The organism is Muribacter muris, assembly GCF_001038205.1.
In the GTDB taxonomy this organism is placed as follows: Bacteria; Pseudomonadota; Gammaproteobacteria; order Enterobacterales; family Pasteurellaceae; genus Muribacter; species Muribacter muris.
Map to the genome: position 1 here is coordinate 1 of NZ_JWIZ01000055.1, position 25,394 is coordinate 25,394.

Below are 25,394 nucleotides of genomic sequence, written 5' to 3' on the forward strand. Positions count from 1 at the left end.
CTATTGAAATCATTTGATTTTTATAAAGGACACACGCAGTGTGTCCCTACATTCTGTTAAAATGTCTATTTTTGTGCATTTGCTACATAATACCGGTGATTTGCGCGAAAAAATGCGATTGAGCGGCAGTCTCAGCCTCACGATTTTAGGCGTTTACGGCATAATGTCGTAAAAATGACGGAAACCGACCGCTTGTTGAAGGTTATTCCGCTAGAAAGCCACCGCTTTGGTGTGCCCACAATTTGGCGTACACACCGTTTCGGGCGAGCAGCTCATCGTGCGTGCCTTGTTCGACAATTTCACCTTGATCTAACACAATCAGGCGATCCATTGCCATAATGGTGGAAAGGCGGTGAGCGATTGCCAGCACTGTTTTACCGTTCATCAACTCGGTGAGATTTTCTTGAATTGCCGTTTCCACTTCGGAATCCAATGCACTGGTGGCTTCATCAAGGAGTAAAATCGGCGCATCTTTGAGCATTACCCGTGCAATGGCGATCCGCTGACGTTGCCCGCCGGAGAGTTTGACACCCCGCTCGCCAACGTGCGCATCAAAGCCGGTGCGACCTTTAGCATCTCGCAGGTTTGGAATAAACTCTGCCGCCGCCGCACGCTCGACCGCATTACGCATTTCTTGCTCGGTTGCCGTTGGGCGACCGTAGAGTAAATTCTCACGCACGGAACGGTGTAATAATGAGGTATCCTGTGTAACTAAGCCGATTTGCGCGCGTAAGCTCTCTTGGGTGATGTCCCGCACGTTCTGCCCGTCAATTTCGATTTGTCCGTTCTGCACATCATAAAAACGTAGCAGCAGGTTGGTGAGAGTGGATTTGCCCGCCCCGCTGCGACCGACCAAGCCGACTTTTTCGCCCGCTTTAATGGTTAAATTAAACCGTTTGAGCAACGGTTTTTTCTCGTCATAAGCAAAATCCACGTTATGAAAGCGGATTTCGCCTTGGCTGACGGCGAGAGGCTTGGCGTCCGCTTTATCCAGCACCGTATGCGGTTTGGAGAGCGTAACCATTCCGTCTTGCACCGTGCCTAAATTCTCAAACAGGCTGGCAAATTCCCACATAATCCATTGGGATAGCCCTTTAATACGCAGCGTCAGCGCCATTGAGGTGGCAATCGCACCGGCAGTAACTAACTCGTTTGACCATAACCACAGCCCGATCCCCGCCGTGCTGACAATCAACAAAATACTGTTTAAATTGGTGCAAGTTTCAATCAGCGTAACCAAACGCATCTGCTTATGCACCGTACCCATAAACTCTTGCATTGACTCTTTGGCATAGCCGGATTCCCGATTGCCGTGCGAAAACAGCTTAACGGTGGCGATATTGGAATAGGCATCGGTGATGCGTCCGGTCATCAAGCTGCGGGCATCGGACTGTTCTTGGGAGGCTTGCGCCAGTTTTGGCACGAACAAGCGGATCATTACCCCAAACAGTAGCGCCCATACAATAAAGGGGGCAAACAGCCAGCCGTCAAATTGGAATAAAATCACACTGGACGTTATCAAATAAACCAGCACATAGACCAGCATATCGGCACAGGTCATCACCACATCACGCACCGCCAGTGCCGTTTGCATTACCTTTGCTGAGACCCGTCCAGCAAATTCGTCTTGGTAGAAGCTCATACTTTGCCCAAGCATCAGACGGTGGAAGTTCCAACGTAGCCGCATCGGGAATACGCCCTGCAAACTTTGGAAACGGATAATGCAGCCGAGATAGACAAACACGCCGCCCAACAGTGCCACACCCAACATTAGCAATAGGTGTGTGCTTTTTTGTTGCCACAATTCTGCCGGCGAAAAGCGATTGACCCAATCGACCAGCTCGCCGATAAACTGAAACATCACCGCTTCGACAATCCCAATCCCAGTAACCATCACAACCAGTAAAAAGAGATACCAGCGCATTCCTTGGGTCGCATCGACAATAAACGGCACAACGCCGGCTTTCGGCGTACGGGGGGCTTCGTTCGGATAAGGATTGATGCGGTTTTCAAACCATTCAAATAAAAATTTTAACATTTGCTTTTTCCGAATATAAAAACAAGCGGTCAGAACCCGCGTATTTTTTGCAAAAAAACTGCCGGATCTGACCGCTTACACACTGATTTTAAGGGTTGAGTAATGCCTCGTCTAACGCGAGATCTTCGTTGCGGTTAATACCGATCGGCTGTTTTAACACATTGCGGGCAATGTCGTGGGCTTCGGCTAAGGAATGTTCCTTGTATGAGCCGCATTGAAAGACGTTTAATTCCGGAATGCTCGCTTCGTCCGGTACTTTGTTGAGGGCATCTTCCATTGCCTTTTTCCACGCGGATGCGACCGCTTGTTCGCTCGGTGTACCGATTAACGACATATAAAACCCAGTGCGGCAGCCCATTGGTGAAATATCAATAATTTCAACGCTGTCGCTGTTGAGGTGATCCCGCATAAAACCGGCAAATAGATGCTCCATTGTGTGAATGCCGCGCGGCGGTAAGATTTCAATATTCGGGCGGCAGAAACGTAGATCGAATACGGTAATGGTATCGCCTTTCGGGGTAGTCATTGTTTTGGCGACCCGCACGGCAGGGGCGGTCATTTTTGTGTGATCCACTTTAAAACTGTCTAATAAAGGCATTATCTTCTCCAAAATATCGGCGTAAAAACGCTCAATTTATACGTTATTGATTCAAAAGTCAAAACCCGCCGTAGCGGGCTTAGATGTTAAAAACCGCTTGGCAGGCAAGCGGTTTGTTTCGGTTTAACCTTCGCAGCTTGAGCAGCTTAAGAGATTGCGGTTAAAAACTTGGGCGGCACTCATTGAGTATTGGTAATAAATAGATTTTAATCCCAATTCTTCTGCGGTGAGGTAGAGCTGGTTGAGATCCCGTGCCGGTGTGGCGGGGTGCACCATAATGTTGATACTCTGCCCTTGGTCAATGTACTGCTGACGCTGTGCCGCTTGTTGAATCACGCTTAATTGGCTGATCTCTGAGAAGGTTTTAAACACCTCTTTTTCGTGATCCGATAGGGCGTCTAAATGCTGCACTGAACCGTCATTGAGCAAAATGCTGTCCCAAATCTCGTCTTTATCCAACCCTTTTTCTTGTAACAGTTTTTCCAAAAACGGATTTTTATAGACCGTTTTGATTTTGGCTAAATCTTTCACATAGTAGTTGGATTTAAACGGTTCGACAGACGGCGAGACACTGCCCAAAATAAAGCTGCTTGATTTGGTCGGGGCAATGCTCATTAAGGTGGTGTTACGGCGACCGTAGCCTTTGAGAATATCCGGCTCGCCGAAGCGTTGTGCCAACTCTTTAGACGCTTTTAGGGTTTTTTGTTGCAAGGTCTGGAAAATTAAGCGGTTTTTTTGCATCGCTTCAAAGCTGTCAAAGGCGATGTTGTTCGCTTGCAAATAACTGTGCCAGCCCAAAACACCCAAACCTAAAGCACGGTGGCGTTTGGCAAAGCGGTTTGCCCGATCTAAAAACGGCATATCTGCGCTTTTCTCGATAAATTCACTCATTACCACGTCTAAGAAGTAGGTCAGCACTTCCGGCGCATCGGTCTCTTTCCATTCATCGAAATAGAGTAAATTCATTGAGGATAAACAACAGACGAAACTTTCGTCATTGCTGGACGGCAACATAATTTCGGTACAGAGGTTAGAGGCGTGTACCGTCATATTTTTGTCTTTATATACGTCCGGACGACCGGCGTTGGCGTTATCTTTGAAGAATAAATACGGAATACCCGTTTCGGTTTTGCGTTGCAAAAGTTTCGCCCAAAGCTGCCGCTTGTAAGGGTCGCCCGCTTTCATTGATTCCAGCCAGTCGTGTCCGACACACACGCCGTAGTACATTAGCTGAATCGGGTTGCCTTCGGTGTGAATATCCAGCCATTCATCAATGTCGCCGTGTTCAATGTCGATATAGCCGGCAAATTGCCCTTTGCGTGAGGTGCCTTGGGAGATGACATCAATTACGGTATCGAATAATTTGCTGAAGTTAAACGAGCCGTCCGATTTGCCGTTATTTTTGATCGCACTGCCACGCGGGCGGATATCGCCAAAATAGGCGGACGTGCCGCCGCCGATTTTGCTCATCATTCCCACTTCGGCGGTGGTTACCATAATTTCGTGGATAGAATCGCCGATATAGCTGCCAAAGCAGGAGATCGGCAAGCCACGATCAAGCCCGAAGTTTGACCAAATCGGTGAGGATAACGAGAAATAGCCTCGTGCCATATAGTGATAAAATTTATCCGCATAGCCTTCAATACCGAGTTTACGCTCGGCGTGTTCGGCGATAAAGCGAATGCGATCTAATGCCGTTGTGCCTTCCAGCAGATAACCACGTTGTAAGAATAAACGGCTGTCTTCGTTAAGCCACGCAAAATCGGGGCGGTTAGGGTTAGAATAAGTCATCGGCGGTAATTTGTTTCATCTTTTTGCTGTAATCGGTACTACGTTTGTTAAAGAAATCGGTCTCTTTAGTGGAGAGAATTTCAATATCAAACCATTCTGTTTCCTTTAATAACGCAGGATCAACGTTATAAGGCGGTTCTAAGCCTAAAATCATCAATGAATTGTTGTAACGGTTCATAATGTAATTTTCAACGGTTTTGCGGCTGATAAAGCTCAAATCGCCTTCCTCGAAAATCCAATCTAAAATGCCTCTTTCCGCCTCAAACGCTTGGGCAGAGAGGGTTTTTAGCTCGTCAAAAAATTCAGGGGTGAATAATTCGTTGTGTTCGTCACGCAGGATTTCATAGAGCGCGATGCCGAAGCGACCGTGAATTTCTTCTTCTTTTGAGGTTGCTTCCACCGCATTGGAAATACCTTTGAACAAGTTTTTATATTTGTTGAAAGACATCATAATCAAAAACTGCCCGAATAACGAGATATGTTCGACAAACAGCGAGAATAACACCAGAGAAAGCACAAATTGCCCTTTGCCCGTGTCTTTTTCCCGCATAAAGTCTTCCATATAACGAATGCGGTTCATTAGCGGTTCAATGTCGGTGATTTGGCTGAACATTTCGTTTAAGCCGAGTTTTTCCAGCAGGAATGAGTAGGCGTCTTTATGACGCACTTCGCTTTCGGCAAATGTGCCGCCCACATCGTCCATTTCCGGTTTCGGGAAATAGCGGTAAAGCTCGCCCCAAAAACGTTTCACGTTCACTTCCACTTGGGAAATTGCCAACATCGCACGGGTTAGCACGTGGCGTTCGTGATCGTTAATATTCGTGCGGTAATCTTGAATATCGCCGGTAAAATTAAATTCGGTATGTAGCCAATAAGAGTGGCGGATCGCATCTTTAAACTCAAGCAGTTCAGGGTATTCATACGGCTTGATGTGAATGCGCTTTTCAAAAATATTGCGAGACATAATTCTCCAAGGTCGTTTGGTTAGGAGTGAGGGCTATTCTAGCCATATTTTTTTTACGGGCAAGACCTTGACAAACAGGGGCTTGTGATTGGTTCGTTGCGATTGATTGATTTTAAAGGGAAAAAATTTTATGTAAAAAAATGTTACAAGAATATGGTGAAAATAGGTCGGTTAAAATTCTGACAGAGATCGATAAAATAGGCTACGGATAACGCCGTAGCCTGATGAATAACGGTATGTTTTACTTATGTGTTTTCAGGTAATTGATTGCAAAGGCAAGCAAGAAACAGACCGCTTGCAATACCACAATACAAGGGCCGGTTGCCACGTTAAAGTGGAAGCTGAGGAATACGCCCCAAAACGCACTGAATAAGGCGGTAATGACGGCAATCATCATCATATACTCAAAGCGTTTCGCCAAAATATAGCCGGTAATCCCCGGTGTAATCAACATTGCCACCACCAAAATCACCCCGACAACCTGCATTGCACTGATAATGACTAACGCCAGTAAAATCAGCAAACTGTAATGCAGTACTTTAATGTTTAGCCCGACCGTACGAGCGTGGCTGGCATCAAAGCAAAAGAGCAGGAAATCCCGCCGTTTGATCAGGATAAACACCAGTGCGACTAACGCTATGCCAAGGGTTTGGTAAAATTCATCAAGGGTAATGCCGAGTAAATTACCAAATAACACGTGCATTAAGTGTTGATCCGTTTCGACTTTGGCGAACATCACTAAGCCGATTGCAAACATTCCCGAAAAGACGATGCCCATTACGGTATCTTCTTTAATGCGACTGTTTTCTTTAAGATAGCCGACCGCCACCGCACAGAAAATGCCCGATACAAAAGCACCTATCGCAAGAGGAATTGCCAATAAATAGGCAATCACAATCCCTGGCAGGACGGCGTGGGAAATGGCATCGCCCATTAGCGACCAGCTTTTCAGGACCAAATAGCAAGATAAAATGGCGCAGACCGTGCCGACCACCAACGCAATTGCAAGCGCATATTGCATAAAGGGGTAGCTTAACGGTTCGGCAAACCATTGGTAAATCGCCTCCATTATTCACCTCCTTCTTGACAAGCGGTCGGATGATGCCGATTTTTCGCAAATTTGCGTGCAAGCACCCCGTATTTTGGCGCACAGAAGAAAGCCACCAAAAAGACGAGGGTTTGTAAGGTTACGATAAAGCCGCCTGTCGCACCGTCTGCAAAGTAGCTCAAGTAAGCACCCAATAGGCTAGTGATACCGCCGATGGCAATCGAAATAATTAACAATTTGCCGAAGCGATCAGTCAGTAGGTAAGCGGTTGCCCCTGGAGTAACGACCATTGCGATGACTAAGATTGCACCGACACTTTGTAATGCTGTAACAATGCAGGCACTCAACAGTGAAAAGAACAGGATTTTCAGTTTCAGCGGCGAAATGCCGACCGATTTTGCCTGAATTTCGTCAAAAAACACCAGTAGCAAATCTTTCCAGTAAATCACTAAAAAGAAGAAAGAGACCGCTAAGATAATGTACACCTGCACAACATCATCATCGGCAATGCCGAGAATATTGCCGAGAATGATGGTTTGCACGTTCACTGAAGTCGGATTAACTGAAATGATCAGTAAACCGAGGGCGAAAAAGGTGGTAAAAATAAAGCCGATTACCGCATCTTCCCGCAATTTAGTAACGGATTTGATCGCCAAGATCGCAATAGTTGCCAAAAATCCGGAGAAAAATGCGCCGATAGCATAAGGAAGCGATAAAGCGTAGGCAATCGCCACGCCCGGTACAACGGCGTGAGAAAGGGCATCGCCGATCAGCGACCAACCTTTTAGCATCAAGTATGCGGAAAGGAATGCACAAACTGCGCCGATTAAGCCACTAACGACAATCGCTTTCGTCATATAATCATAGGCGAAAGGCTCAAGTAAGACGTCTAACATATTTCCCCCTACTGAGCGGACTCAGAGCCGAGAAATTGTTTATAACGTAGCACTCCGCCGAATACCCGCTCCAGATTGTCTTCGGTAAACGTTTGTTCGATAGAGCCGGCGGACAAGACGGTGCGGTTAATCATCACCGCTTGATCGCAGAAGCTGGGGACTGTACCGAGATTGTGGGTAGATACGAGGATCAGGTGTCCCTCCGCCCGGAGTTGTTTGAGCAGATCGATGATCGCATTTTCGGTGGTTACGTCCACGCCGGTGAACGGTTCGTCCAGCAGAATAATGCGGCTTTCTTGGGCGAGAGAACGGGCCAAGAAAACCCGTTTTTTCTGACCGCCGGATAATTCACCGATTTGGCGGTGTTGCAAGTGGCTGATGTTTACTCTTTCCATTGCCTCTTGCACTTTTTGTTTGTCCACCGCTTTCGGCATACGCAGCAGGTTCATATAGCCGTAACGTCCCATCATTACCACATCATATACGGAAACGGGGAATTGCCAGTCCACCTCTTCACTTTGCGGCACATAGGCTACCAAATTTTGTTTGAGCGCTTGATTAACGGGGAGGTTACAGAGTTGAATACTGCCTTGTTGGGGCTGAACCAGCCCCATAATTGATTTGAACAGTGTGGATTTGCCGCTTCCATTTACCCCAAGCAACGCACAGATCGTGCCGCTGCCCAGTTCAAAGGAAACATCATAAATGGCGGTATGTCCGTTATTGTAGCGGACGGTAACAGCTTTTACCGCTAAAGCGTTTGAATAGTGTGTCATTATTGTCTAAATCCTTCCACAATTGTACCAACGGTAACTTTGAGTAGATCAATGTAGGTTGGTACCGGACCGTCTTGGGTGGAAAGGGAATCGACATATAACACACCGCCGTAGTGGGCGTTGGTTTCTTTCGCCACTTGTTTTGCCGGTTTATCGGAAATGGTGCTTTCACTGAATACGACCGGAATTTGGTGTTTACGCACCGCATCAATTACTTTGCGGATCTGCTTCGGCGTGCCTTGTTCGTCTTGGTTAATCGCCCATAGGTAAAGCTCTTTAAAGCCGTAATCACGGGCAAGGTAGCTGAATGCCCCTTCACTGGTGACTAACCAACGTTGTGCTTCCGGCACGTTGGCAAGGCGCTGACGCAAAGGCTCGTCAAGGGCAAGAATTTTTTCGCCGTAGGCTTTGGCATTGGCATTATATTTTTCTGCATTGCTTGGATCGTATTTTACCAGGGCTTTGCGGATATTTTCGATGTAGATTAAAGCATTACGGGTGGACATCCAAGCGTGTGGGTTCGGTTTGTCTTTGTAAGGGCCTTCGTAGATCGAGATCGGATCAACCCCTTCGGTAACGACAGCCGCCGGCACATCTTTCAGTTGCGTAAAGAAGCGTTCAAACCAGCGTTCGAGGTTCATTCCGTTCCATAGCACCAAGTCGGCAGATTGGGCCTTCACAATATCTTGCGGGGTAGGCTGATAATCGTGAATTTCAGCGCCCGGTTTGGTGATCGATTCCACCACCGCCGCATCGCCGGCGACATTCTGGGCAATATCTTGGATCACGGTAAAGGTGGTTACCACCTTAAACGTCTTCGCAACCGCAGGTTGCACCAATACAAAGAGTAAACTGATGAGCGCGACTATTTTTTTCATATTAGTTCTCCTTAAAAAATGAATGGTCTTTCGCACTCGCCATTCTATAGAACTTATTCTCTTAACTCAAATGATAATGATTGCTAAAATTGTAAATTATGATTCAAGGCGAAAATGGCGTTGGCTTTTTGTTTCTTCCCGACTTTCGATCAAGCGGTGGTAATTTTCAAACCGAACGGCACTGATTTTCCCTTGTTCGACCGCCTCTCGCAGTCGGCAACCGGGGTCTTGTTTATGCTTACAATCCCGAAATTTACACCCGCCTAACAAGCCTTGAAACTCTCGGTAACCGGCGGTAATTTGCTCGGCGTCCAAATGCCACAACCCAAACTCTCGAATACCCGGTGAGTCAATCAGATTGCCCCCTTGAGACAAATGGTAAAGGCGGGAGGCGGTGGTGGTGTGCTGGCCCAAGCCGGATATTTCGCTCACTGCGCCCGTTTGGGCATTGACTTCTGGCAATAATCGGTTGAGCAAACTGGATTTACCCACGCCCGATTGCCCGACAAAAATAGACGTGCCTTGTGCCAAATAGCGATCTAAGGTCGCCATATTCTCGCCGGTTTCTGCGGAAAGGCAGAGGGTTTGGTAGCCGATCTGTTCATAAATGGCAAGTTGCTGCTGCACCGCTTGGCGTTCGTCTTCGCTCAACAAATCCACCTTATTCAGCACAATCAACGCCGGAATCTGTGCCGCTTCGCAGATTACTAGGTAGCGATCGATAATATTGAGAGACAAGGTCGGCAAAACCGCTGACACAATGATAATTTGGTCGATATTGGCAGCCATTACTTTGATGCCGTCATAATAATCGGGGCGGGTCAGTTCGTTTTGGCGGGGGTGAACCGCCTCAATCACGCCGCTAATCCCCTGTAACTGCTCGCTACCCAACCGCCACGACACACAATCGCCCACCACCACATTTTTTAAGGTGCGGCGGAGATTACAGCGGAAGATCTCACCGCTTGCCGTTTCGACATCGGCGTGCTTGGCGTGGCGGGTTACTACCAGCCCGTGCTGAAGATCGCCCAGCATTTCATCTTGCCACTCAATCGTAGGGCGGCTGATTTTTTTGTGGTGGTTGGATTGAATACGGCGTTGCTGATTTTGGGTTAAACGGCGTTTGCTCAAAGTGTTTCTCTCGTTGCTAAAAAATGGCGACAAGGATACCATAACAGGCGGTGATTTCTTGGTAATTTTTTGCAAAAATAGATGATGACATTCACACGGCTTGGAGAGATTATGCAACCCTTGACCCCGCAGTTACTTGATCAGGTGCTTGCCATTGCGACACAGGCAGGCGAGCATTTACGCCGCTTTTACGCCCAATCCGTTCGAGTTGAGATCAAGCCCGATCATACTCCCGTAACCGAAGCGGATTTATTTCTCAGCCGTTTCGTCAGCGAGCAACTGACCGCACTCACCCCGCATATTCCGGTGTTGTCGGAAGAACAGTGCAAAATCCCGCTCTGCGAACGTGCCGACTGGCAACAATATTGGCTGATCGACCCACTAGACGGCACGCAACAATTTATTGATCGCACCGATCAATTTGCGGTAGTCATCTGCCTTGTGCAACAAAATCGTCCGGTACTGGGGGTCATTCACGCCCCGCTGCTCAACAAGACCTATTATGCCTGCGTGGGCAACGGTGCTTTTCTGCGGGAAAGCCGTCAGGTCGTTGCACTGCCCCTTTGCAAAAAATCTCACCCAACCGACCGCTTGCTGATTACAATGGGTTCAACAAACAGTGAAAAAGTCCGCCAAGCCGTACAGCCGCCCTACCAAGCCGATTTTTTCAAGTACGGTTCGAGCAGTTTGAAAGCCGGTTTAGTGGCGGAAGGCAAAGCCGATTGCTATATCCGCTTAGGCGATACGGGCGAATGGGATACGGGGGCGGCGGAGGTCATTTTGCGGGAGTGCGGCGGCGCGATTTTCGATCTGCATTTTCAGCCGCTATCCTACAATCAACGGGAGAGCTTTGTGAACCCGCATTTTATGATGGTGGCAAATGCACAGTGGGATTGGCAACGGATTATCCGGTTTAATTGATTGGTAATTGCTGATGAATTTCATTAAAATACCCCCAGCCATACACATTTTTAACATTACATTTTAGGAAATAACACCCCAATGAAAGTCGATAATAGCTGCATCGTCATCTTCGGTGCGTCCGGCGATCTGACCTACCGCAAATTGATTCCCGCCCTGTATCATCTCTACAAAATCGGTCGCCTTGCCGACCATTTTTCCGTGTTAGGCGTTGCCCGCACCGAGTTAAGCGATGACAGTTTCCGCCAAAAAATGCGTCAAGCCTTGGTGGAATTAGAAGGCGCAAGCGGTGAGATCCTCGATAAATTTTGCGAACACCTCTACTACCAAGCCGTGAATACCAGTAATGCGGTCGATTACGCCAAACTCCTGCCCCGCTTAGATGAACTGCACGATAAATACGGTACGGGCGGCAACACCCTTTACTACCTTTCAACCCCGCCGAGTTTATACGGCATCATTCCGGAATGTTTAGCTGCGCACGGCTTAACCACCGAAGAGTTTGGCTGGAAGCGGATCATCATTGAAAAGCCGTTCGGTTACGATATTGAGACCGCCAAAGCGTTGGACGTACACATTCACCGCTTTTTTGAAGAGAAACAAATTTACCGTATCGACCACTATTTAGGCAAAGAAACGGTGCAAAACCTGCTCGTGTTGCGCTTTTCCAACGGCTTATTCGAGCCGCTTTGGAATCGTAATTTTATCGACTATGTGGAAATTACCGGTGCAGAGTCTCTCGGCGTTGAGGAGCGGGGCGGCTATTATGACGGCTCGGGTGCAATGCGGGATATGTTCCAAAACCATTTATTGCAAGTCTTAGCAATGGTGGCAATGGAGCCGCCGGCGATTATCAATGCCGATTCAATGCGGGACGAAGTGGCAAAAGTGCTACATTGCCTGCATCCGCTCAGCCAAGATGATATTCAGCATAACCTCGTATTAGGGCAATACTGTGCCGGTGAAATCAACGGAAAAGACGTGCCGGCCTACACCCAAGAAAAAGGCGTGCCGGAAGATTCCAACACCGAAACCTATATGGCGTTGCGTTGCCAAATCGACAACTGGCGTTGGGCGGGCGTGCCGTTTTATGTGCGTACCGGCAAGCGTTTAGCTACAAGGGTAACTGAAGTGGTCATCCACTTTAAAACCACCCCACACCCTGTCTTCAGCCAAAATGCGCCGGATAATAAATTGATTATCCGCATTCAACCGGACGAAGGCATTTCAATGCGGTTCGGCTTGAAAAAACCGGGTGCCGGTTTTGAAGCGAAAGAAGTCTCGATGGACTTCCGCTATGCCGATCTCGCCTCGCCAAGTTTACTGACCGCCTACGAACGCTTATTGCTAGACGCAATGAAAGGCGATGCCACCCTATTTGCCCGCACCGATGCAGTACACGCCTGCTGGAAATTTGTGCAGCCGATTATCGACTACAAAGAGGCTCGTGGACGCGTTTACGAATACGAAGCCGGCAGCTGGGGGCCTAGCGAAGCCGATAAACTCATCGCCAAACACGGCACAGTCTGGCGCAAACCGAGTGGCGTGATGAAGAAGAAGGTGTAGTTTTTAGGGGACTTTGCAAGTTTCGTGTCGAAACAGACCGCTTGCATTTTTGAGTTTTACCCCCCATAGTGTGGGCTTTCTGAATTAAATAGGGAGAAATTGGATGGAATTGCTTGCTCCGGTGCTGGCTATTGTTGTCGGTTTTTTTAATTTTGTGTTGGTATTGCGGACGTGGTTGCAGTTTTGCAAAGTCGATCCTTATATGCCGATTTCGCAAACGTTAATGCGTTTGACGAACCCGATGGTGAATCCGGTGAGTCAGATTATTCCGACAGTTAAAGGGATAAACTTTGCGGCTTTATTGCTCGCAGCGGCGTTTGTTATGTTGCAATATTTGCTATTAGGGCTAGATTTGCCCCGCTCGGTATTGATTGGGTTGCTGAGTGTGGTGAAAGCCTTCGGGCAAATTTTATTCTTTACAACGTTAATTCGTGCGTTGATGAGCTGGGTTACTCAAGGTAATCACCCGCTGGATTATACTATTGCACAAATTACCGAACCGGTGCTAGGGGTTATCCGCAAAATTTTGCCGAAAACGGGAATGTTAGATTTTTCAGTAATGGTACTTGGATTTGGTTTGCTCCTACTGAATAATGTCTTGTTCCAAATCTTTGGACCGCTTTGGGCGATGGCATAATGCAAGCGGTAGAATTAGTGGAAAATCCGCAAGGGCTACGCCTGCGGATCTTCTTACAACCTAAGGCGAGCCGTGATCAAATTGTCGGCTTGCACGATAACGAGCTAAAAATAGCGATCACTGCCCCACCGATTGATGGGGCAGCAAATGCTCACTTGCTGAAATTTCTCAGTAAATTGTTTAAAGTGCCGAAAAGCGCAATTCTGTTGGAAAAAGGCGAGTTACAACGGCATAAACAATTATTTATCCCAAATCCTAAGCAGCTACCTGCCGAGATTGGGATGTTATTAAAAACGGATAGCGATTGATTTTCCTCAAAAGTGGGCTAAATACAGCTGATCTTTTAATTAGAGATTGGTCGAGTTTTACCTTGGTTTAAGGAAGCAGAAATTAAGGCAGAGCTCAAGCGGTCTCTTTCTCTCTTATTTTTGCAAAGAGAAAGTCGTTCACCGGTTAGGCTAAACTGTCTGAATGTGCTATTATTCTCCGCAATATTTTTTGATTGATGGAATTGTATGACTAGCCTAAAAAATGATCGCTATCTGAATGCGTTATTGCGTAAACCCGTTGATATGACTCCTGTGTGGATGATGCGTCAGGCGGGGCGTTATTTGCCGGAGTATAAGGCGACCCGTGCCGAAGCGGGGGATTTTATGTCGCTGTGTCGTAATGCGGACTTGGCTTGCGAGGTAACGCTTCAACCTCTGCGCCGTTATGCGTTGGACGCGGCGATTTTGTTTTCCGATATTTTAACCATTCCCGATGCAATGGGATTGGGGCTGAGTTTTGGCGCAGGGGAAGGGCCGAAATTTGCCCGTCCGATTGAGTGTCAAGCAGATATTGATAACCTGCCGATTCCTGATCCGGAGCAAGAGTTACAATATGTAATGAATGCGGTGAGAACGATTCGCCGAGAGTTGAAAGGGGAAGTACCGTTAATTGGCTTTTCCGGCAGCCCTTGGACGTTAGCGACTTATATGGTGGAGGGCGGTTCAAGCAAAGCGTTCACCAAGATTAAAAAAATGCTCTATGCCGAGCCGCATTTGTTGCACGCGTTATTGGATAAACTTGCTGAGAGTGTGATTTTATATTTAAATGCACAGATTAAAGCCGGCGCGCAGGCGGTGATGGTGTTTGATACTTGGGGCGGTGTGTTGGCACACCGTGATTACCGTGAGTTTTCCTTGCGTTATATGCATAAAATTGTTGATGGCTTGATTCGTGAAAATGAGGGGCGCCAAGTGCCGGTAACTTTGTTTACCAAAGGCGGCGGTTTATGGCTGGAAGCGATCGCAGAAACAGGGTGTGATGCGATCGGGTTGGATTGGACGGTGGATATTGCCGATGCCCGTCGCCGTGTTGGGCATAAAGTGGCATTGCAGGGCAATATGGATCCGAGTGTGCTATATGCCGATCCGGCTCGGATTGAGCAGGAAGTGCAGCAGATTTTAGCCGATTTTGGCGCAGGCTCGGGACACGTTTTCAACCTCGGGCACGGTATTCACCAAGATGTGCCGACAGAAAGCCCGAAAGTGCTGGTAGATGCGATTCACCGTTTTTCGCAAGCCTATCACCAATAAGGACACGCAATGAGAAATCCGATCCACAAGCGGTTAGAACGCTTTGAAAGTTGGCAACATCTCACCTTTATGGCGTGTTTGTGCGAACGAATGTTGCCGAACTATCAGCTTTTTTGCGAGCTGACCGAGCAGCAGGATAAAGGGAAAACCTTTCAAAATATTCTGAATTTGGTATGGGAATTTTTGACGGTCAAAGGGGCGAAAATCAATTTTGAGTCGCAACTAGAGAAATTGGAAGCGATTATTCCCGATGTTAATCATTACGATTTTTACGGAGTGTTTCCGGCTCAAGATGCTTGCGAAGCCCTCTCAAATCTGTTGCATACCCTGATTGCCGGCGAGTTTTTAGAACAAGCGATTAAAATGAGTCAGCTTTCCTTAAATACGGTCGCGACTTATTTGGAAACGGAGCAAGACTGCACCTTGAGCGAGCAAGACTTGAAAAACAGCGAAGAAATTCAGGCGGAATTGGACGTTCAATGGCAGATCTACCGTTTGTTAAATGAATGTGAAGCGCGTGATGTGGAATTGATTCTTGGGCTGAAAAATGAGATTAGAAGCAGCGGGTTGAGCAATATTGGGTTAAATATTAACCAATAAGTGTGAGAAAGCTAACAAATTTTGCATTATTTACTTTGAGAAATGGGGAGTTTGGATTAAGCTAGCCAAGCATTTCAGCAAATGATTCGGCATATCGCCAATTTAACGACATAAATCTTTAGAGGATAAAACTATGAACAAAACTGAATTGATCGATGCAATTGCAGATGCAGCGCAATTAAGCAAAAAAGACGCTAAAGCTGCGTTGGAAGCTACCTTAAACGCTATCTCTGACAGCCTTAAAAAAGGCGATTCCGTTCAATTAATCGGTTTCGGTACTTTTAAAGTCAATCACCGTAAAGCTCGTACAGGTCGTAACCCAAAAACTAACGAAGCGATTGAAATTCCGGCAGCAAACGTACCGGCATTTGTTGCAGGTAAAGCCTTGAAAGATTTAGTAAAATAATTTTACCGATGTCTTTAGCCGAAAAGCCTAGAATGCTCTAGGCTTTTTGCATTTATCCGCAACGACTTTTCCGTTACAATACCCCATCATTTTGCAAAAATAACCCGAAAAGAGACCGCTTGTTCAAGCCGTGTCTTTCACTAACGATTAAACAACCACAATGAAACCATCAATTATTAGTAAATTAGAAAGCCTGAGCGAACGCCACGAAGAGTTGCAAGCCCTGTTGGGTGATCCTTCGGTTATCAACGATCAAGAAAAATTCCGAGCTTACTCTAAAGAATATGCACAGCTTGAGGAAGTCGTCGGCGCATTTAACCGCTGGAACAAATTACACCGTGATATTGAAGAAGCGCAATTATTGCTCGATGATCCGGATATGAAGGAAATGGCACAAGATGAAATTGCCGAAAACAAAGCCGAAATTGCGCAGGTCGAACAGCAATTACACATTTTATTACTGCCGAAAGATCCGAATGACGAATATAACTGCTTCTTGGAAATCCGTGCAGGAACAGGCGGGGACGAAGCGGGCATTTTTGCCGGCGACCTATACCGAATGTACAGCCGTTATTGCGAAGGCAAACGTTGGCGGATAGAAGAGCTGAGTGCTAACGAAAGCGAGCAGGGCGGCTATAAAGAAATTATCGTTAAAATCAGCGGTGAGGGCGTTTATGGTCAGCTTAAATTTGAATCGGGCGGACACCGCGTGCAACGTGTGCCGAAAACCGAATCGCAAGGGCGGATTCACACCTCTGCCTGTACCGTGGCGGTAATGCCGGAGCTACCGGAATCGGAATTGCCGGAAATCAACCCTGCCGATTTGCGTATTGATACCTATCGTTCATCGGGGGCGGGCGGTCAGCACGTTAATACCACCGACTCTGCGGTGCGGATCACCCACTTGCCGACCGGTATTGTGGTAGAGTGCCAAGACGAGCGTTCTCAACACAAAAATAAAGCGAAAGCCTTGGCGGTATTAGCCTCCCGCATTGTGCAGGTTGAAAAAGAGAAACAAGCCCAAGAGCAAGCGGATACCCGCCGTAATTTGCTCGGTTCGGGAGATCGTTCCGATAAAATCCGCACCTATAATTATCCGCAAGGGCGAGTTACCGATCACCGCATCAACCTGACGGTTTACCGTTTGGATGAAGTGATGAACGGTAAAATTGACGAGTTGATTCAGCCGATTATCACCGAATATCAAGCAGACCAGCTCGCCGCCTTATCGGAGCAAGGCTAAAATAAAAGCAAGCGGTTGGATTTTGTAAGTTTTTTGCAACAACGTCCGCTTGTTGATGGTGGAAAGAAAATGCAATGGGAAAACGCACAACAGTGGCAATTTGGTGCAAAGCCGAATACGCTGGCTAATTTGGTCTTGGCTGGATTAAAAACGGCGACCTGCTCGGCGAAGGTGCTTTATGCACAGCATAACGAACCTTACCCGTGTGCAGCAGAGATCCATACTGTATTAGACAGCCAAAATCAGCCGATTGTGGCAATTCAATTAAGCAAGGTTGAGTTTGCCCGTTTTGGTGAAATTAGCGAGCCGTTTGCCTTAGCGGAGGGGGAACTTTCGTTAGCGGCTTGGCGGCAAGCTCATCAGCATTTTTTTGAGCAAGCGCTTAACCAGCCAGTTTCATCAGGGTTGGAATTAGTCTGCGAATATTTTAACGTGGTGCATATTTTTCCGCAAAACTACGCACAGTGGCTGACTTTCGCCGAGCAAACATTACGGGAAAATGCCGAACAAGATCCGTTCTTAAATCCGAAATTAGAGGCGAATTTACTGCTGCAAGCGGTTACAAAGCGCTCAAAATCGGCGATTTTTGCATTTTCGGAGACCCAATTAACCGAGCCGGAATTGATCGCACTGGCGAAACTTTTGGCTCGTCGGGCAAGGGGTGAGCCGCTTGCCTATATTTTGGGGGAGAAGGAATTTTGGTCGCTGCCGCTTAAAGTGTCTCACGCCACCCTTATTCCCCGCCCCGATACCGAGCGACTGGTGGAAGTGGCGTTGGAATGGGCAAACAAGCGGTTAGAAACACAGGAAAATGTGCAAATTTTGGATTTAGGCACGGGAACGGGGGCGATAGCGTTAGCGTTGGCGGCAGAATTGGGGCAGCGGGCAATGATTGTCGGCGTTGATAAATTAGCGGAAGTGGTGGCGTTGGCGGAGGAGAACCGCCTCCGTTTAGGGTTCGATAATGTCCGCTTTCTGCAAAGTGATTGGTTTGTCCAACTTAACGGTCAAGTGTTTGATTTGATTGTCAGCAACCCGCCCTATATTGATGCGGCGGATGAGCATCTCAAACAGGGTGATGTGCGATTTGAGCCGCTTTCCGCCTTGGTTGCCGAGCAAAACGGCTTGGCGGATTTGCAAAAAATCATTTGCAACGCACCGCTTTACCTCACTCCAAATGGGGCATTGATGCTTGAACACGGCTGGCAGCAAGCTGCGGCGGTTCAGGCAATTTTCCAACAAAATCAATGGCTAAATATTAAAACCGTACAAGATTACGGTAGGCAAGACAGAGTAACAACAGCAATATGGACGATATAATTCCGCAATTTGAACTCTCTAACAAAGCACGCACGGTGCTTCAACGTTTTTTGTATAAAGAGCTGATCCGCCTGAATTTACTGGTGGATCATACGCTAAGTCAGCCCCAAATTTACGGGCTGATGGCGGCATTGGTGAAAAAAGCGAAGTATCACGTCAATGGCGAAACCGATGCAGAACGCATTACGCAACTGCTTGATTTTATCTATCGGCAACAGGGTTTTCACTGCCATTATCAAGAGTATTTTTATACGGAAAATATTTTATTAGGCACGGTTCTACGCCGGCGGCGAGGAATGCCGGTTGCTCTTGGGGCGATTTTGCTACAACTGGCATCGGCGTTGAATTTACCGCTCTATCCGGTCAATTTCCCGACACAATTGGTTATCCGAGCGGAGATAACGCTAGCAAACGGACGCAAAGAGACCCGTTTTATCAACCCGTGGGACGGCTCGTGGTTAACTTTTGAGAAAATGAGCAAATGGCTGGAAGGCGAAATGGGGTATAGTGCGGAGTTGAACCGTGATTTTTTACGCATTGCCGAGCCGGAAGAATTGCTGGAACGCTTGGAAACCGTCTTTAAAATGGCACTGACGAGAGAAGGCCGCTACGAAGACATTTTGCGGGTGATTGAATACCGTTTGGCGCAAGACCCTGAAGATCCGTATGAAATTCGGGATCGGGGCGTTATTCTCGCCAGTATGGATTGCTACCAAGCCGCCTATGATGATTTGAGCTATTTTGTCGATCAATGCCCCGACGACCCTTCCGCTGTAATGCTAAAACTGGAAATGGCAAGTCTGGAAAAGCATATAAAAATGAATGTGTTACATTGAGGAATTGATGAAACAAGATCTCACCTTTCAAGAGCAAGTATTTAGAAGAAAAGTGGTACAAGCTGCGATAGATAATAATCGTTTGGAAGGAATGATCGTTGATGATGATGTCATTGCCCTATTTAATGCTTGGATTGAGAACCAAATCACATTTGACGAGGTGAAGAGAGGGGTTTATGAGATATGCGGAAGATGAATAGTGATAGAAGCGTCGGAGCAATCCTCACGTTATGCGGATAATAGGCTGTTTGAAAAGATGATTTTTGAACGATTGGATTTTATAAAATAGGAAAACGAAATGACCAATAAAGTGATTAAATTGGGTAATATTGAGATTGCCAACGACAAAACTTTTGTGCTGTTTGGCGGTATGAATGTGCTGGAAAGTCGTGATATGGCGATGGCGGTGTGTGAAAAATACGTTGAAGTTACCGAAAAATTGGGTGTACCTTATGTGTTTAAAGCCTCGTTTGACAAAGCTAACCGTTCCTCCATTCACTCCTATCGCGGACCGGGAATGGAACAGGGGCTGAACATTTTTCAAGAGCTGAAAGCGCAGTTCGGGGTCAAAATTATCACCGATGTCCACGAAATTTACCAATGCCAACCGGTTGCAGAGGTGGTGGATATTATCCAACTGCCGGCGTTTTTGGCGCGTCAAACGGATCTCGTCGAAGCAATGGCACGTACCGGTGCGGTGATCAATGTGAAAAAACCGCAATTTTTAAGCCCCGGACAAATGGGGAATATTGTCGAAAAAATCCAAGAGTGCGGTAACGACAAGGTAATTTTATGCGATCGTGGCACAAATTTCGGTTACGATAATTTAGTGGTGGATATGCTGGGCTTTAATGTGATGAAAAAAGTCTCCAAAGGCTGCCCGGTGATTTTTGACGTTACCCACTCCCTACAATGCCGTGATCCTTTTGGGGCAGCCTCCGGCGGTCGCCGTGATCAAGTTACCGAGCTTGCCCGTGCGGGTATGGCGATTGGGTTAGCGGGGCTGTTTTTAGAGGCGCACCCAAATCCGAATGAAGCGAGATGCGACGGGCCGTCCGCATTACCGCTGGCGAAATTAGAGGCGTTTGTCAGCCAAATAAAAGCGGTGGACGACCTCGTTAAATCCTTTGCGGACATTGATACCTCCAACTAAACCCATAAAGCTGGTAGGACAAGCGGGCGGATTTTGTAAATTTTTTGTTAAAACTGCCCGCTTGTTATATAGTCCCGATAAAGCAATAACCCTAAGGAGTTGATGATGCTAAATATTGTTTTTTTAGATCGTACCGGAATCCCTGCCAGCCACGAAATCCCTCGTCCGAGCTTTCCGCATAATTGGGTCGAATATGACCGCACCACCGCAGATCAGACCTTCGAGCGTGCCAAAGACGCCGATATTATCATCACCAGTAAAGTGCTGTTTGGGCGTGAATTACTGGCGAAATTGCCAAAATTAAAGCTCATTGCGATTACAGCCACCGGCACGAATAATATTGATTTGGTCGCCGCGAAAGAATTGGGTATTGCGGTAAAAAACGTAACCGGCTATTCCAGTGTTACCGTGCCGGAACACGTATTAGGAATGATTTTCGCCTTAAAACACAGTTTGATGAGCTATCATCGGGATCAAGTTACCTCGGATCGCTGGGCAACCTGCGGGCAGTTCTGCTATACCGATTACCCGATTACCGATGTGCGTGGTGCAACCCTCGGAGTGTTTGGCAAAGGTTGCTTGGGGACGGAAGTCGGGCGTTTAGCCACTTTATTGGGAATGAAGGTGCTGTACGCCGAGCATAAAGGTGCAACGACTATTCGTGATGGTTATACCCCGTTTGAAACGGTGTTAGCCCAAGCGGACATTGTTACCCTGCACTGCCCGCTGACCGATACCACGCAAAATCTCATCAATGCGCAAACCTTAGCGTTGATGAAACCAACGGCATATTTAATCAACACAGGACGAGGTCCATTGGTTGATGAAGCGGCATTGTTGGACGCTTTGCAAAACGGCACGATTGCCGGTGCAGCGTTGGATGTGCTGGTGAAAGAACCGCCGGAGAAAGATAACCCGTTGATTCAAGCGGCGAAAGTATTGCCGAATTTATTGATTACACCGCACGTGGCGTGGGCGAGCGATTCCGCCGTAACCACGTTAGTGAATAAAGTGGCACAGAATATCGAAGAATTTGTCGCCACCGGCAAATAAGTCATCAGATTTCAGCAAAATTCACAAAAATAAATAAAACAAGCGGGTAGATTTTGGTACACTTTTGCAAAATCTATCCGTTTTATCCGTTTATGAATATCAATCTTCCCTTTTTTATTGCATTACGTTACTGGCGTGCCAAGAGTGGTGACCGCTTCGGGCGTTTGGTGACGAACCTTGCCGGCTTTGGCATTGTGCTTGGCGTAATGGCGTTGGTTATTGTGCTATCCGTAATGAACGGGCTGGAAAATATGCAAAAGCAAAATGTGCTCGCCAGTTTGCCCCACGCCATCGTGTCTCCGATTGAAAATGACGAAAACGCAATGCCGGCATTTAATCCGCCCGATTTTGTACTGAAAAGTGTGCCGATTAACCGCACCAATGTGATGATCCAAAGCCAAAAAGGGATCAACGCGGGGCAGCTTATCGGGGTGCAAAGCCGTCAAGATGACCTGCTGTTAGCGGAGATTGACGATCTCAGCCAACGTTTAGCGAAGGGTGAATTTAACGTTGTGATTGGTTCACGCCTTGCCTATAAGCTCAACTTGAATATCGGCGATAAAATCCGTTTGCTGATTACCGAAAACAGCCAATATACCCCGTTTGGGCGCGTGCCGGTACAACGCTTATTCACTGTGTCCGATATTTATTATTCTAACCAAGAAGCTAGCGAGTTTACCCTATTTGCTAATTTGGCGGACGTCGGGCGTTTATTGCGTTTGGCGGACGATCAAGTGCAAGGGCAACGTTTATTCTTAACCGATCCGTTTTTAGTGACTGAATTAAGCCGTACTTTCCCGCCGGAGCAATGGCGGATCAGCGATTGGCGAGAGCAAAAAGGCGAATTTTTCCAAGCCGTTAAAATGGAAAAAAATATGATGGGTTTGCTGATTAGCCTGATTATTGTGGTGGCGATCTCGAATATCGTTACCTCGTTGAGCTTAATGGTGGTGGATAAACAGGGCGAAATTGCGATTTTACAAACCCAAGGGCTAACCAAAGGGCAAGTGATGCGGATTTTTATCACCCAAGGGGCGATAGTGGGCGTGATCGGGGCAATGATCGGCGGCACGCTCGGCGTGTTGGCAAGTCGCTATCTCGGCGATATTTTAAGCCTTATTAACCCAACGGGACTGCCGCTGCCGACCTTGCTTTCTTACCCGCAGGTTGCGATTATTGTGTTATCGTCTATCGGACTATCCTTGCTTTGCACCTTATATCCCGCCTATCGCGCAGCGAAAATTGAACCGGCGGAGGCACTGCGTTATGAGTAAATCTCCGATTCCGGCGATGCCGTGGACGGCAGATCATCAGTGGCAGCTTAAACCGAGTGCGTTGCTGATGATTTCCCTTGCAACGATTTTAATGGGGATCGGCGAAGGGTTGATGGTGTTGGCGGATTTAGGGTCAAGCCCGTGGACAGTCTTCTCCCAAGGCATTGCCATTCAAATGGGCTGGTCGATTGGCACAGCGGTGGCGGTTGTCAGCGTGGTTGTGCTGTTATTATGGATTCCGTTTAAGCTCCGCTTCGGGCTGGGGACGGTGCTGAACATTGTTTGGATTGCCCTGTTTGTCGATTTAACCGTTCGATTTTTACCGGCACCGGATAGCCTCACTCTCAGAGTGAGCTTGATGACGCTCGGTATTTTAGTGTTTGGAATGGGCACGACCTTTTATCTCTCCTGCCAGCTGGGGGCAGGCCCACGGGACGGGCTAATGGTCGGCATTTGTTTGAAGTACGGCTGGCGGGTCGGTGCGGTGCGAACCGGTATTGAAGTTACTGTCTGCGTACTCGGCTTTTTTCTGGGCGGCACAGTGGGAGTGAGTACCGTGGCATTTGCCCTGTGTGTCGGCTGGATTATACAATTTACGGTACGGATTTTTCATCACTACAAGCGGTCGGATACCGCTTAAAATCAGCAAAGGAGATCAAATGAGCCATATCAAGCAAATCTATTTAGCCGGCGGCTGTTTTTGGGGAACGGAAGCCTTTATGCAACGGATCAAGGGCGTGATTGATGCCGAGTCGGGCTATGCCAACGGCGATACCCTCAACCCAAGCTATCAAGACGTCTGCAACGGCAGCGGGCACGCCGAAGTGGTTAAAGTCGAATATGATGCCGAACAAATCAGCTTGGCAACATTGCTCGATTACTATTTTAAAGTGATCGATCCGGTGAGCATCAATCAACAAGGTGCGGATAAAGGCATTCAATACCGTACCGGCATTTATTATGTTGATCCGCAAGATGCTAAGGTAATTGATGAAGCCTTGGCAAATCTGCAAACACATTATGCAGAACCGTTGGCGGTCGAAAATCAACCGTTGCAGCACTACTTCCCCGCAGAAGAGTATCACCAAGATTATCTGGATAAAAACCCGAACGGCTATTGCCACATTGATATTCAACTGATGAATGCGATTTTGCAAAATTAGTAAACCGCACAAGCGGTAAGTTCCCTTCAAAAATGTGCAAAACACCAAAATGGTATTGCAACGCACAACGTCAGCATTTTACTGACAATACTAATATTTTAACAAACGATAGGGACGCACTGCGTGCGTCCGTTAATTGCATTTCTGAAATGCGGTGATGCTATGGCGGTAATGGGCGTACGCAGTACGCCCCTACTTCTATATTACTGACAATAGCAATATTTTAATGAACGGTAGGCAGGCACTGTGTGATTTAATTTTTGAAAAAGCCTTTTAATCCATCACGCCCTGCTTTGTCAGCGGGGCGTTGTTGTAGATTGCTCTTTAAATGATGAAATTTGGCGAGCAAATTTTGCCTTTTATATCTTCTTAGCATTATCTATCGCACGGGTAACACCGTTGCGTTGAAAAGTCATTTAGGTTTGATTTTGTCTTATTTTTGATGGACTTGTCGGCTTTTAGTTGTTTGATAAAATCATCAGAGTGATAATTCCCCTGTTTAAATAGTGCTTGCCAAATTTTGAAAACCGTGTGTTTATTTTCAAAACGTTCTAATAAAATATGTAGGCTATTACCACAAATATAGTAGGAATAGTCTGATGTATTGTTATTCATCGGTTTATTGCTTTTATTTTTATAATAATCGTAGCAAGCGTCTAGATAGCCGGATTGTAATTTCAGTAATTTATGCTTAGAGATATAACCTAAATCGGCGAGAGTGCGTATTGCAAAATAAGTGGCACTGCCTTCGTGTAACCAGCTTTTACCAGTGTGTTTATGTTCATAACTATTCCATAAATGAAAGATTTCGTGGGCAATAAATTCGTATATGCGGTAATACTCTTCCTCGTTAAGTTTTGAGGTATTTAAAATATTGTAAGAAAGAAAATCATCTAAGGCATCGCCTTTATAGTAAAATTTCTCGCCGTTTTCTGCGAAGTCTATCACAATGATAGGCGATTTTTTTGATAATTGTCCAAATGCGTTTGTGTAATAATTAAAAATATCATTGAATGCTTAGGTGATTGTTAAAAACCACTAAAACTAAGAAATAAAAAAAGATAGGGATTTGGTTGAATTTTGCGGGAATAAGTGGAACAGAACCTTTGGTGTGTGGGGCTTCGTGAAGAAAGCCCCATTATTATATCAAAGAAAAAGCAAAAATGATGAATTGCGAAAAATTTGGCGAAATCGGCAAAATGCGCCACTAAAACTAAGAAATTTATCGGTGGGGTTTAAGGCTGTTTAAATTGTCTTTCAATGCTCTGTTGTCTAAAGGGCAATCAAACAGATTGACTGATATTGACAATCTTTGACATTCCTCTCTATTATCGAAATTATCCTACACCCAAGGGGCTTTTTATGGAAAATCAGCCCCTCAGATTGGTATTGCTCAAGGCTATTAGGCTACCTTATAAGCCTCAAATGGCTCCGACGTCTCTTTTTCACGATTTAAAACCGCCATAGTTTCAGCCAAATTCATTATTGCAATTCTGCCATCATCAGAACTTTTTCGGTAATA

26 protein-coding genes and 1 pseudogene are annotated in these 25,394 nt (G+C 46.7%); 17 read left to right on the forward strand and 10 right to left on the reverse strand.

Annotation, left to right across the window (positions count from 1 at the left end; all coding sequences use genetic code 11):
* Positions 1 to 202 precede the first annotated feature (202 nt).
* From RO21_RS08500 to rsgA, 9 genes are all read right to left on the reverse strand, one after another.
* Complete coding sequence (locus tag RO21_RS08500) at positions 203 to 2,038, reverse strand: ABC transporter ATP-binding protein (RefSeq protein ID WP_047977362.1); 1,836 nt, start codon at positions 2,036 to 2,038, stop codon at positions 203 to 205.
* A gap of 88 nt (positions 2,039 to 2,126) precedes the next feature.
* Entirely contained in the window at positions 2,127 to 2,636 is a 510-nt protein-coding gene (gene luxS, locus RO21_RS08505; RefSeq protein ID WP_047977363.1) for an S-ribosylhomocysteine lyase, read from the reverse strand.
* 123 nt (positions 2,637 to 2,759) lie between these two features.
* A complete protein-coding gene (locus tag RO21_RS08510; protein ID WP_047977364.1) occupies positions 2,760 to 4,427 on the reverse strand; it encodes a ribonucleoside-diphosphate reductase subunit alpha in 1,668 nt (555 codons plus the stop codon).
* On the reverse strand, positions 4,414 to 5,391 hold the full coding sequence (locus RO21_RS08515; RefSeq protein ID WP_047977365.1) for a ribonucleotide-diphosphate reductase subunit beta: 978 nt from the start codon (positions 5,389 to 5,391) through the stop codon (positions 4,414 to 4,416). Before RO21_RS08515 ends, RO21_RS08510 begins: the two co-directional genes overlap by 14 nt.
* A 241-nt stretch (positions 5,392 to 5,632) precedes the next feature.
* A complete protein-coding gene (locus RO21_RS08520) occupies positions 5,633 to 6,460 on the reverse strand; it encodes a metal ABC transporter permease (RefSeq protein WP_047977366.1) in 828 nt (275 codons plus the stop codon).
* A complete protein-coding gene (locus RO21_RS08525) occupies positions 6,460 to 7,335 on the reverse strand; it encodes a metal ABC transporter permease (protein ID WP_047977367.1) in 876 nt (291 codons plus the stop codon). The genes RO21_RS08520 and RO21_RS08525 overlap by 1 nt, the downstream gene beginning before the upstream one ends.
* Before the next feature lie 8 nt (positions 7,336 to 7,343).
* Entirely contained in the window at positions 7,344 to 8,111 is a 768-nt protein-coding gene (locus tag RO21_RS08530; protein ID WP_047977368.1) for an ATP-binding cassette domain-containing protein, read from the reverse strand.
* On the reverse strand, positions 8,111 to 8,989 hold the full coding sequence (locus tag RO21_RS08535) for a metal ABC transporter substrate-binding protein (protein ID WP_047977369.1): 879 nt from the start codon (positions 8,987 to 8,989) through the stop codon (positions 8,111 to 8,113). Before RO21_RS08535 ends, RO21_RS08530 begins: the two co-directional genes overlap by 1 nt.
* A gap of 96 nt (positions 8,990 to 9,085) precedes the next feature.
* Positions 9,086 to 10,120, reverse strand: coding sequence for a small ribosomal subunit biogenesis GTPase RsgA (rsgA, locus tag RO21_RS08540; protein WP_047977370.1), 1,035 nt, complete (start codon positions 10,118 to 10,120; stop codon positions 9,086 to 9,088).
* 111 nt (positions 10,121 to 10,231) lie between these two features.
* On the opposite strand from rsgA, the gene cysQ reads away from it, so the two are divergent.
* From cysQ to msrA, 17 genes and pseudogenes are all read left to right on the forward strand, one after another.
* Complete coding sequence (gene cysQ / locus RO21_RS08545; protein WP_047977371.1) at positions 10,232 to 11,041, forward strand: 3'(2'),5'-bisphosphate nucleotidase CysQ; 810 nt, start codon at positions 10,232 to 10,234, stop codon at positions 11,039 to 11,041.
* 81 nt (positions 11,042 to 11,122) lie between these two features.
* Positions 11,123 to 12,607 carry a glucose-6-phosphate dehydrogenase gene (gene zwf, locus RO21_RS08550; RefSeq protein ID WP_047977372.1) on the forward strand — a complete coding sequence of 495 codons (1,485 nt, stop codon included), beginning with the start codon at positions 11,123 to 11,125 and terminating at the stop codon, positions 12,605 to 12,607.
* Positions 12,608 to 12,710: 103 nt separating this feature from the next.
* The gene (locus RO21_RS08555) at positions 12,711 to 13,244 is read left to right on the forward strand and encodes a YggT family protein (RefSeq protein ID WP_047977373.1); all 534 of its coding nucleotides are present in this window, start codon (positions 12,711 to 12,713) and stop codon (positions 13,242 to 13,244) included.
* Positions 13,244 to 13,552, forward strand: a complete 309-nt coding sequence (gene yggU / locus RO21_RS08560) for a DUF167 family protein YggU (RefSeq protein ID WP_047977374.1) — start codon at positions 13,244 to 13,246, stop codon at positions 13,550 to 13,552. The genes RO21_RS08555 and yggU overlap by 1 nt, the downstream gene beginning before the upstream one ends.
* A gap of 207 nt (positions 13,553 to 13,759) precedes the next feature.
* Positions 13,760 to 14,824, forward strand: coding sequence for a uroporphyrinogen decarboxylase (gene hemE / locus RO21_RS08565; RefSeq protein WP_047977375.1), 1,065 nt, complete (start codon positions 13,760 to 13,762; stop codon positions 14,822 to 14,824).
* Between the two features lie 9 nt (positions 14,825 to 14,833).
* Positions 14,834 to 15,424 (forward strand): YjaG family protein, encoded by a 591-nt coding sequence (locus RO21_RS08570; RefSeq protein ID WP_047977376.1) that lies wholly within the window; start codon positions 14,834 to 14,836, stop codon positions 15,422 to 15,424.
* Positions 15,425 to 15,557: 133 nt separating this feature from the next.
* Positions 15,558 to 15,830: an HU family DNA-binding protein gene (locus tag RO21_RS08575; RefSeq protein WP_047977377.1), complete on the forward strand. Its 273-nt coding sequence runs from the start codon at positions 15,558 to 15,560 to the stop codon at positions 15,828 to 15,830.
* A gap of 160 nt (positions 15,831 to 15,990) precedes the next feature.
* Positions 15,991 to 17,073: a peptide chain release factor 1 gene (gene prfA / locus RO21_RS08580; RefSeq protein WP_047977378.1), complete on the forward strand. Its 1,083-nt coding sequence runs from the start codon at positions 15,991 to 15,993 to the stop codon at positions 17,071 to 17,073.
* 69 nt (positions 17,074 to 17,142) lie between these two features.
* Positions 17,143 to 17,499 (forward strand): annotated as a pseudogene (locus RO21_RS13505) (ASCH domain-containing protein); the annotation flags it as partial.
* A 15-nt stretch (positions 17,500 to 17,514) separates the two neighbouring features.
* On the forward strand, positions 17,515 to 18,393 hold the full coding sequence (prmC, locus tag RO21_RS08585) for a peptide chain release factor N(5)-glutamine methyltransferase (RefSeq protein WP_047977386.1): 879 nt from the start codon (positions 17,515 to 17,517) through the stop codon (positions 18,391 to 18,393).
* The gene (locus tag RO21_RS08590; RefSeq protein WP_047977379.1) at positions 18,381 to 19,229 is read left to right on the forward strand and encodes a SirB1 family protein; all 849 of its coding nucleotides are present in this window, start codon (positions 18,381 to 18,383) and stop codon (positions 19,227 to 19,229) included. Before prmC ends, RO21_RS08590 begins: the two co-directional genes overlap by 13 nt.
* Positions 19,230 to 19,236: 7 nt before the next feature.
* A complete protein-coding gene (locus RO21_RS08595; protein ID WP_047977380.1) occupies positions 19,237 to 19,425 on the forward strand; it encodes an antitoxin VbhA family protein in 189 nt (62 codons plus the stop codon).
* Positions 19,426 to 19,527: 102 nt separating this feature from the next.
* A complete protein-coding gene (kdsA, locus tag RO21_RS08600; protein ID WP_047977381.1) occupies positions 19,528 to 20,382 on the forward strand; it encodes a 3-deoxy-8-phosphooctulonate synthase in 855 nt (284 codons plus the stop codon).
* Between the two features lie 105 nt (positions 20,383 to 20,487).
* Positions 20,488 to 21,435: a 2-hydroxyacid dehydrogenase gene (locus tag RO21_RS08605; RefSeq protein ID WP_047977382.1), complete on the forward strand. Its 948-nt coding sequence runs from the start codon at positions 20,488 to 20,490 to the stop codon at positions 21,433 to 21,435.
* 92 nt (positions 21,436 to 21,527) lie between these two features.
* Positions 21,528 to 22,709 (forward strand): lipoprotein-releasing ABC transporter permease subunit, encoded by a 1,182-nt coding sequence (locus RO21_RS08610; RefSeq protein ID WP_047977387.1) that lies wholly within the window; start codon positions 21,528 to 21,530, stop codon positions 22,707 to 22,709.
* On the forward strand, positions 22,702 to 23,349 hold the full coding sequence (gene yczE, locus RO21_RS08615; protein WP_047977383.1) for a membrane protein YczE: 648 nt from the start codon (positions 22,702 to 22,704) through the stop codon (positions 23,347 to 23,349). Before RO21_RS08610 ends, yczE begins: the two co-directional genes overlap by 8 nt.
* A 19-nt stretch (positions 23,350 to 23,368) precedes the next feature.
* Positions 23,369 to 23,872 carry a peptide-methionine (S)-S-oxide reductase MsrA gene (gene msrA, locus RO21_RS08620; RefSeq protein WP_047977384.1) on the forward strand — a complete coding sequence of 168 codons (504 nt, stop codon included), beginning with the start codon at positions 23,369 to 23,371 and terminating at the stop codon, positions 23,870 to 23,872.
* 375 nt (positions 23,873 to 24,247) lie between these two features.
* Here msrA and RO21_RS08625 read toward each other — a convergent pair whose 3' ends face one another.
* The gene (locus RO21_RS08625; RefSeq protein ID WP_047977385.1) at positions 24,248 to 24,820 is read right to left on the reverse strand and encodes a hypothetical protein; all 573 of its coding nucleotides are present in this window, start codon (positions 24,818 to 24,820) and stop codon (positions 24,248 to 24,250) included.
* Positions 24,821 to 25,394: the final 574 nt, after the last annotated feature.

Coding starts and splice junctions, on each gene's coding strand:
- RO21_RS08500 (WP_047977362.1), bottom strand. CDS start 2,038: ATGTTAAAATTTTTATTTGAATGGTTTGAAAACCGCATCAATCCTTAT.
- luxS (WP_047977363.1), bottom strand. CDS start 2,636: ATGCCTTTATTAGACAGTTTTAAAGTGGATCACACAAAAATGACCGCC.
- RO21_RS08510 (WP_047977364.1), bottom strand. CDS start 4,427: ATGACTTATTCTAACCCTAACCGCCCCGATTTTGCGTGGCTTAACGAA.
- RO21_RS08515 (WP_047977365.1), bottom strand. CDS start 5,391: ATGTCTCGCAATATTTTTGAAAAGCGCATTCACATCAAGCCGTATGAA.
- RO21_RS08520 (WP_047977366.1), bottom strand. CDS start 6,460: ATGGAGGCGATTTACCAATGGTTTGCCGAACCGTTAAGCTACCCCTTT.
- RO21_RS08525 (WP_047977367.1), bottom strand. CDS start 7,335: ATGTTAGACGTCTTACTTGAGCCTTTCGCCTATGATTATATGACGAAA.
- RO21_RS08530 (WP_047977368.1), bottom strand. CDS start 8,111: ATGACACACTATTCAAACGCTTTAGCGGTAAAAGCTGTTACCGTCCGC.
- RO21_RS08535 (WP_047977369.1), bottom strand. CDS start 8,989: ATGAAAAAAATAGTCGCGCTCATCAGTTTACTCTTTGTATTGGTGCAA.
- cysQ (WP_047977371.1), top strand. CDS start 10,232: ATGCAACCCTTGACCCCGCAGTTACTTGATCAGGTGCTTGCCATTGCG.
- zwf (WP_047977372.1), top strand. CDS start 11,123: ATGAAAGTCGATAATAGCTGCATCGTCATCTTCGGTGCGTCCGGCGAT.
- RO21_RS08555 (WP_047977373.1), top strand. CDS start 12,711: ATGGAATTGCTTGCTCCGGTGCTGGCTATTGTTGTCGGTTTTTTTAAT.
- yggU (WP_047977374.1), top strand. CDS start 13,244: ATGCAAGCGGTAGAATTAGTGGAAAATCCGCAAGGGCTACGCCTGCGG.
- hemE (WP_047977375.1), top strand. CDS start 13,760: ATGACTAGCCTAAAAAATGATCGCTATCTGAATGCGTTATTGCGTAAA.
- RO21_RS08570 (WP_047977376.1), top strand. CDS start 14,834: ATGAGAAATCCGATCCACAAGCGGTTAGAACGCTTTGAAAGTTGGCAA.
- RO21_RS08575 (WP_047977377.1), top strand. CDS start 15,558: ATGAACAAAACTGAATTGATCGATGCAATTGCAGATGCAGCGCAATTA.
- prfA (WP_047977378.1), top strand. CDS start 15,991: ATGAAACCATCAATTATTAGTAAATTAGAAAGCCTGAGCGAACGCCAC.
- RO21_RS08590 (WP_047977379.1), top strand. CDS start 18,381: ATGGACGATATAATTCCGCAATTTGAACTCTCTAACAAAGCACGCACG.
- RO21_RS08595 (WP_047977380.1), top strand. CDS start 19,237: ATGAAACAAGATCTCACCTTTCAAGAGCAAGTATTTAGAAGAAAAGTG.
- kdsA (WP_047977381.1), top strand. CDS start 19,528: ATGACCAATAAAGTGATTAAATTGGGTAATATTGAGATTGCCAACGAC.
- RO21_RS08605 (WP_047977382.1), top strand. CDS start 20,488: ATGCTAAATATTGTTTTTTTAGATCGTACCGGAATCCCTGCCAGCCAC.
- RO21_RS08610 (WP_047977387.1), top strand. CDS start 21,528: ATGAATATCAATCTTCCCTTTTTTATTGCATTACGTTACTGGCGTGCC.
- yczE (WP_047977383.1), top strand. CDS start 22,702: ATGAGTAAATCTCCGATTCCGGCGATGCCGTGGACGGCAGATCATCAG.
- msrA (WP_047977384.1), top strand. CDS start 23,369: ATGAGCCATATCAAGCAAATCTATTTAGCCGGCGGCTGTTTTTGGGGA.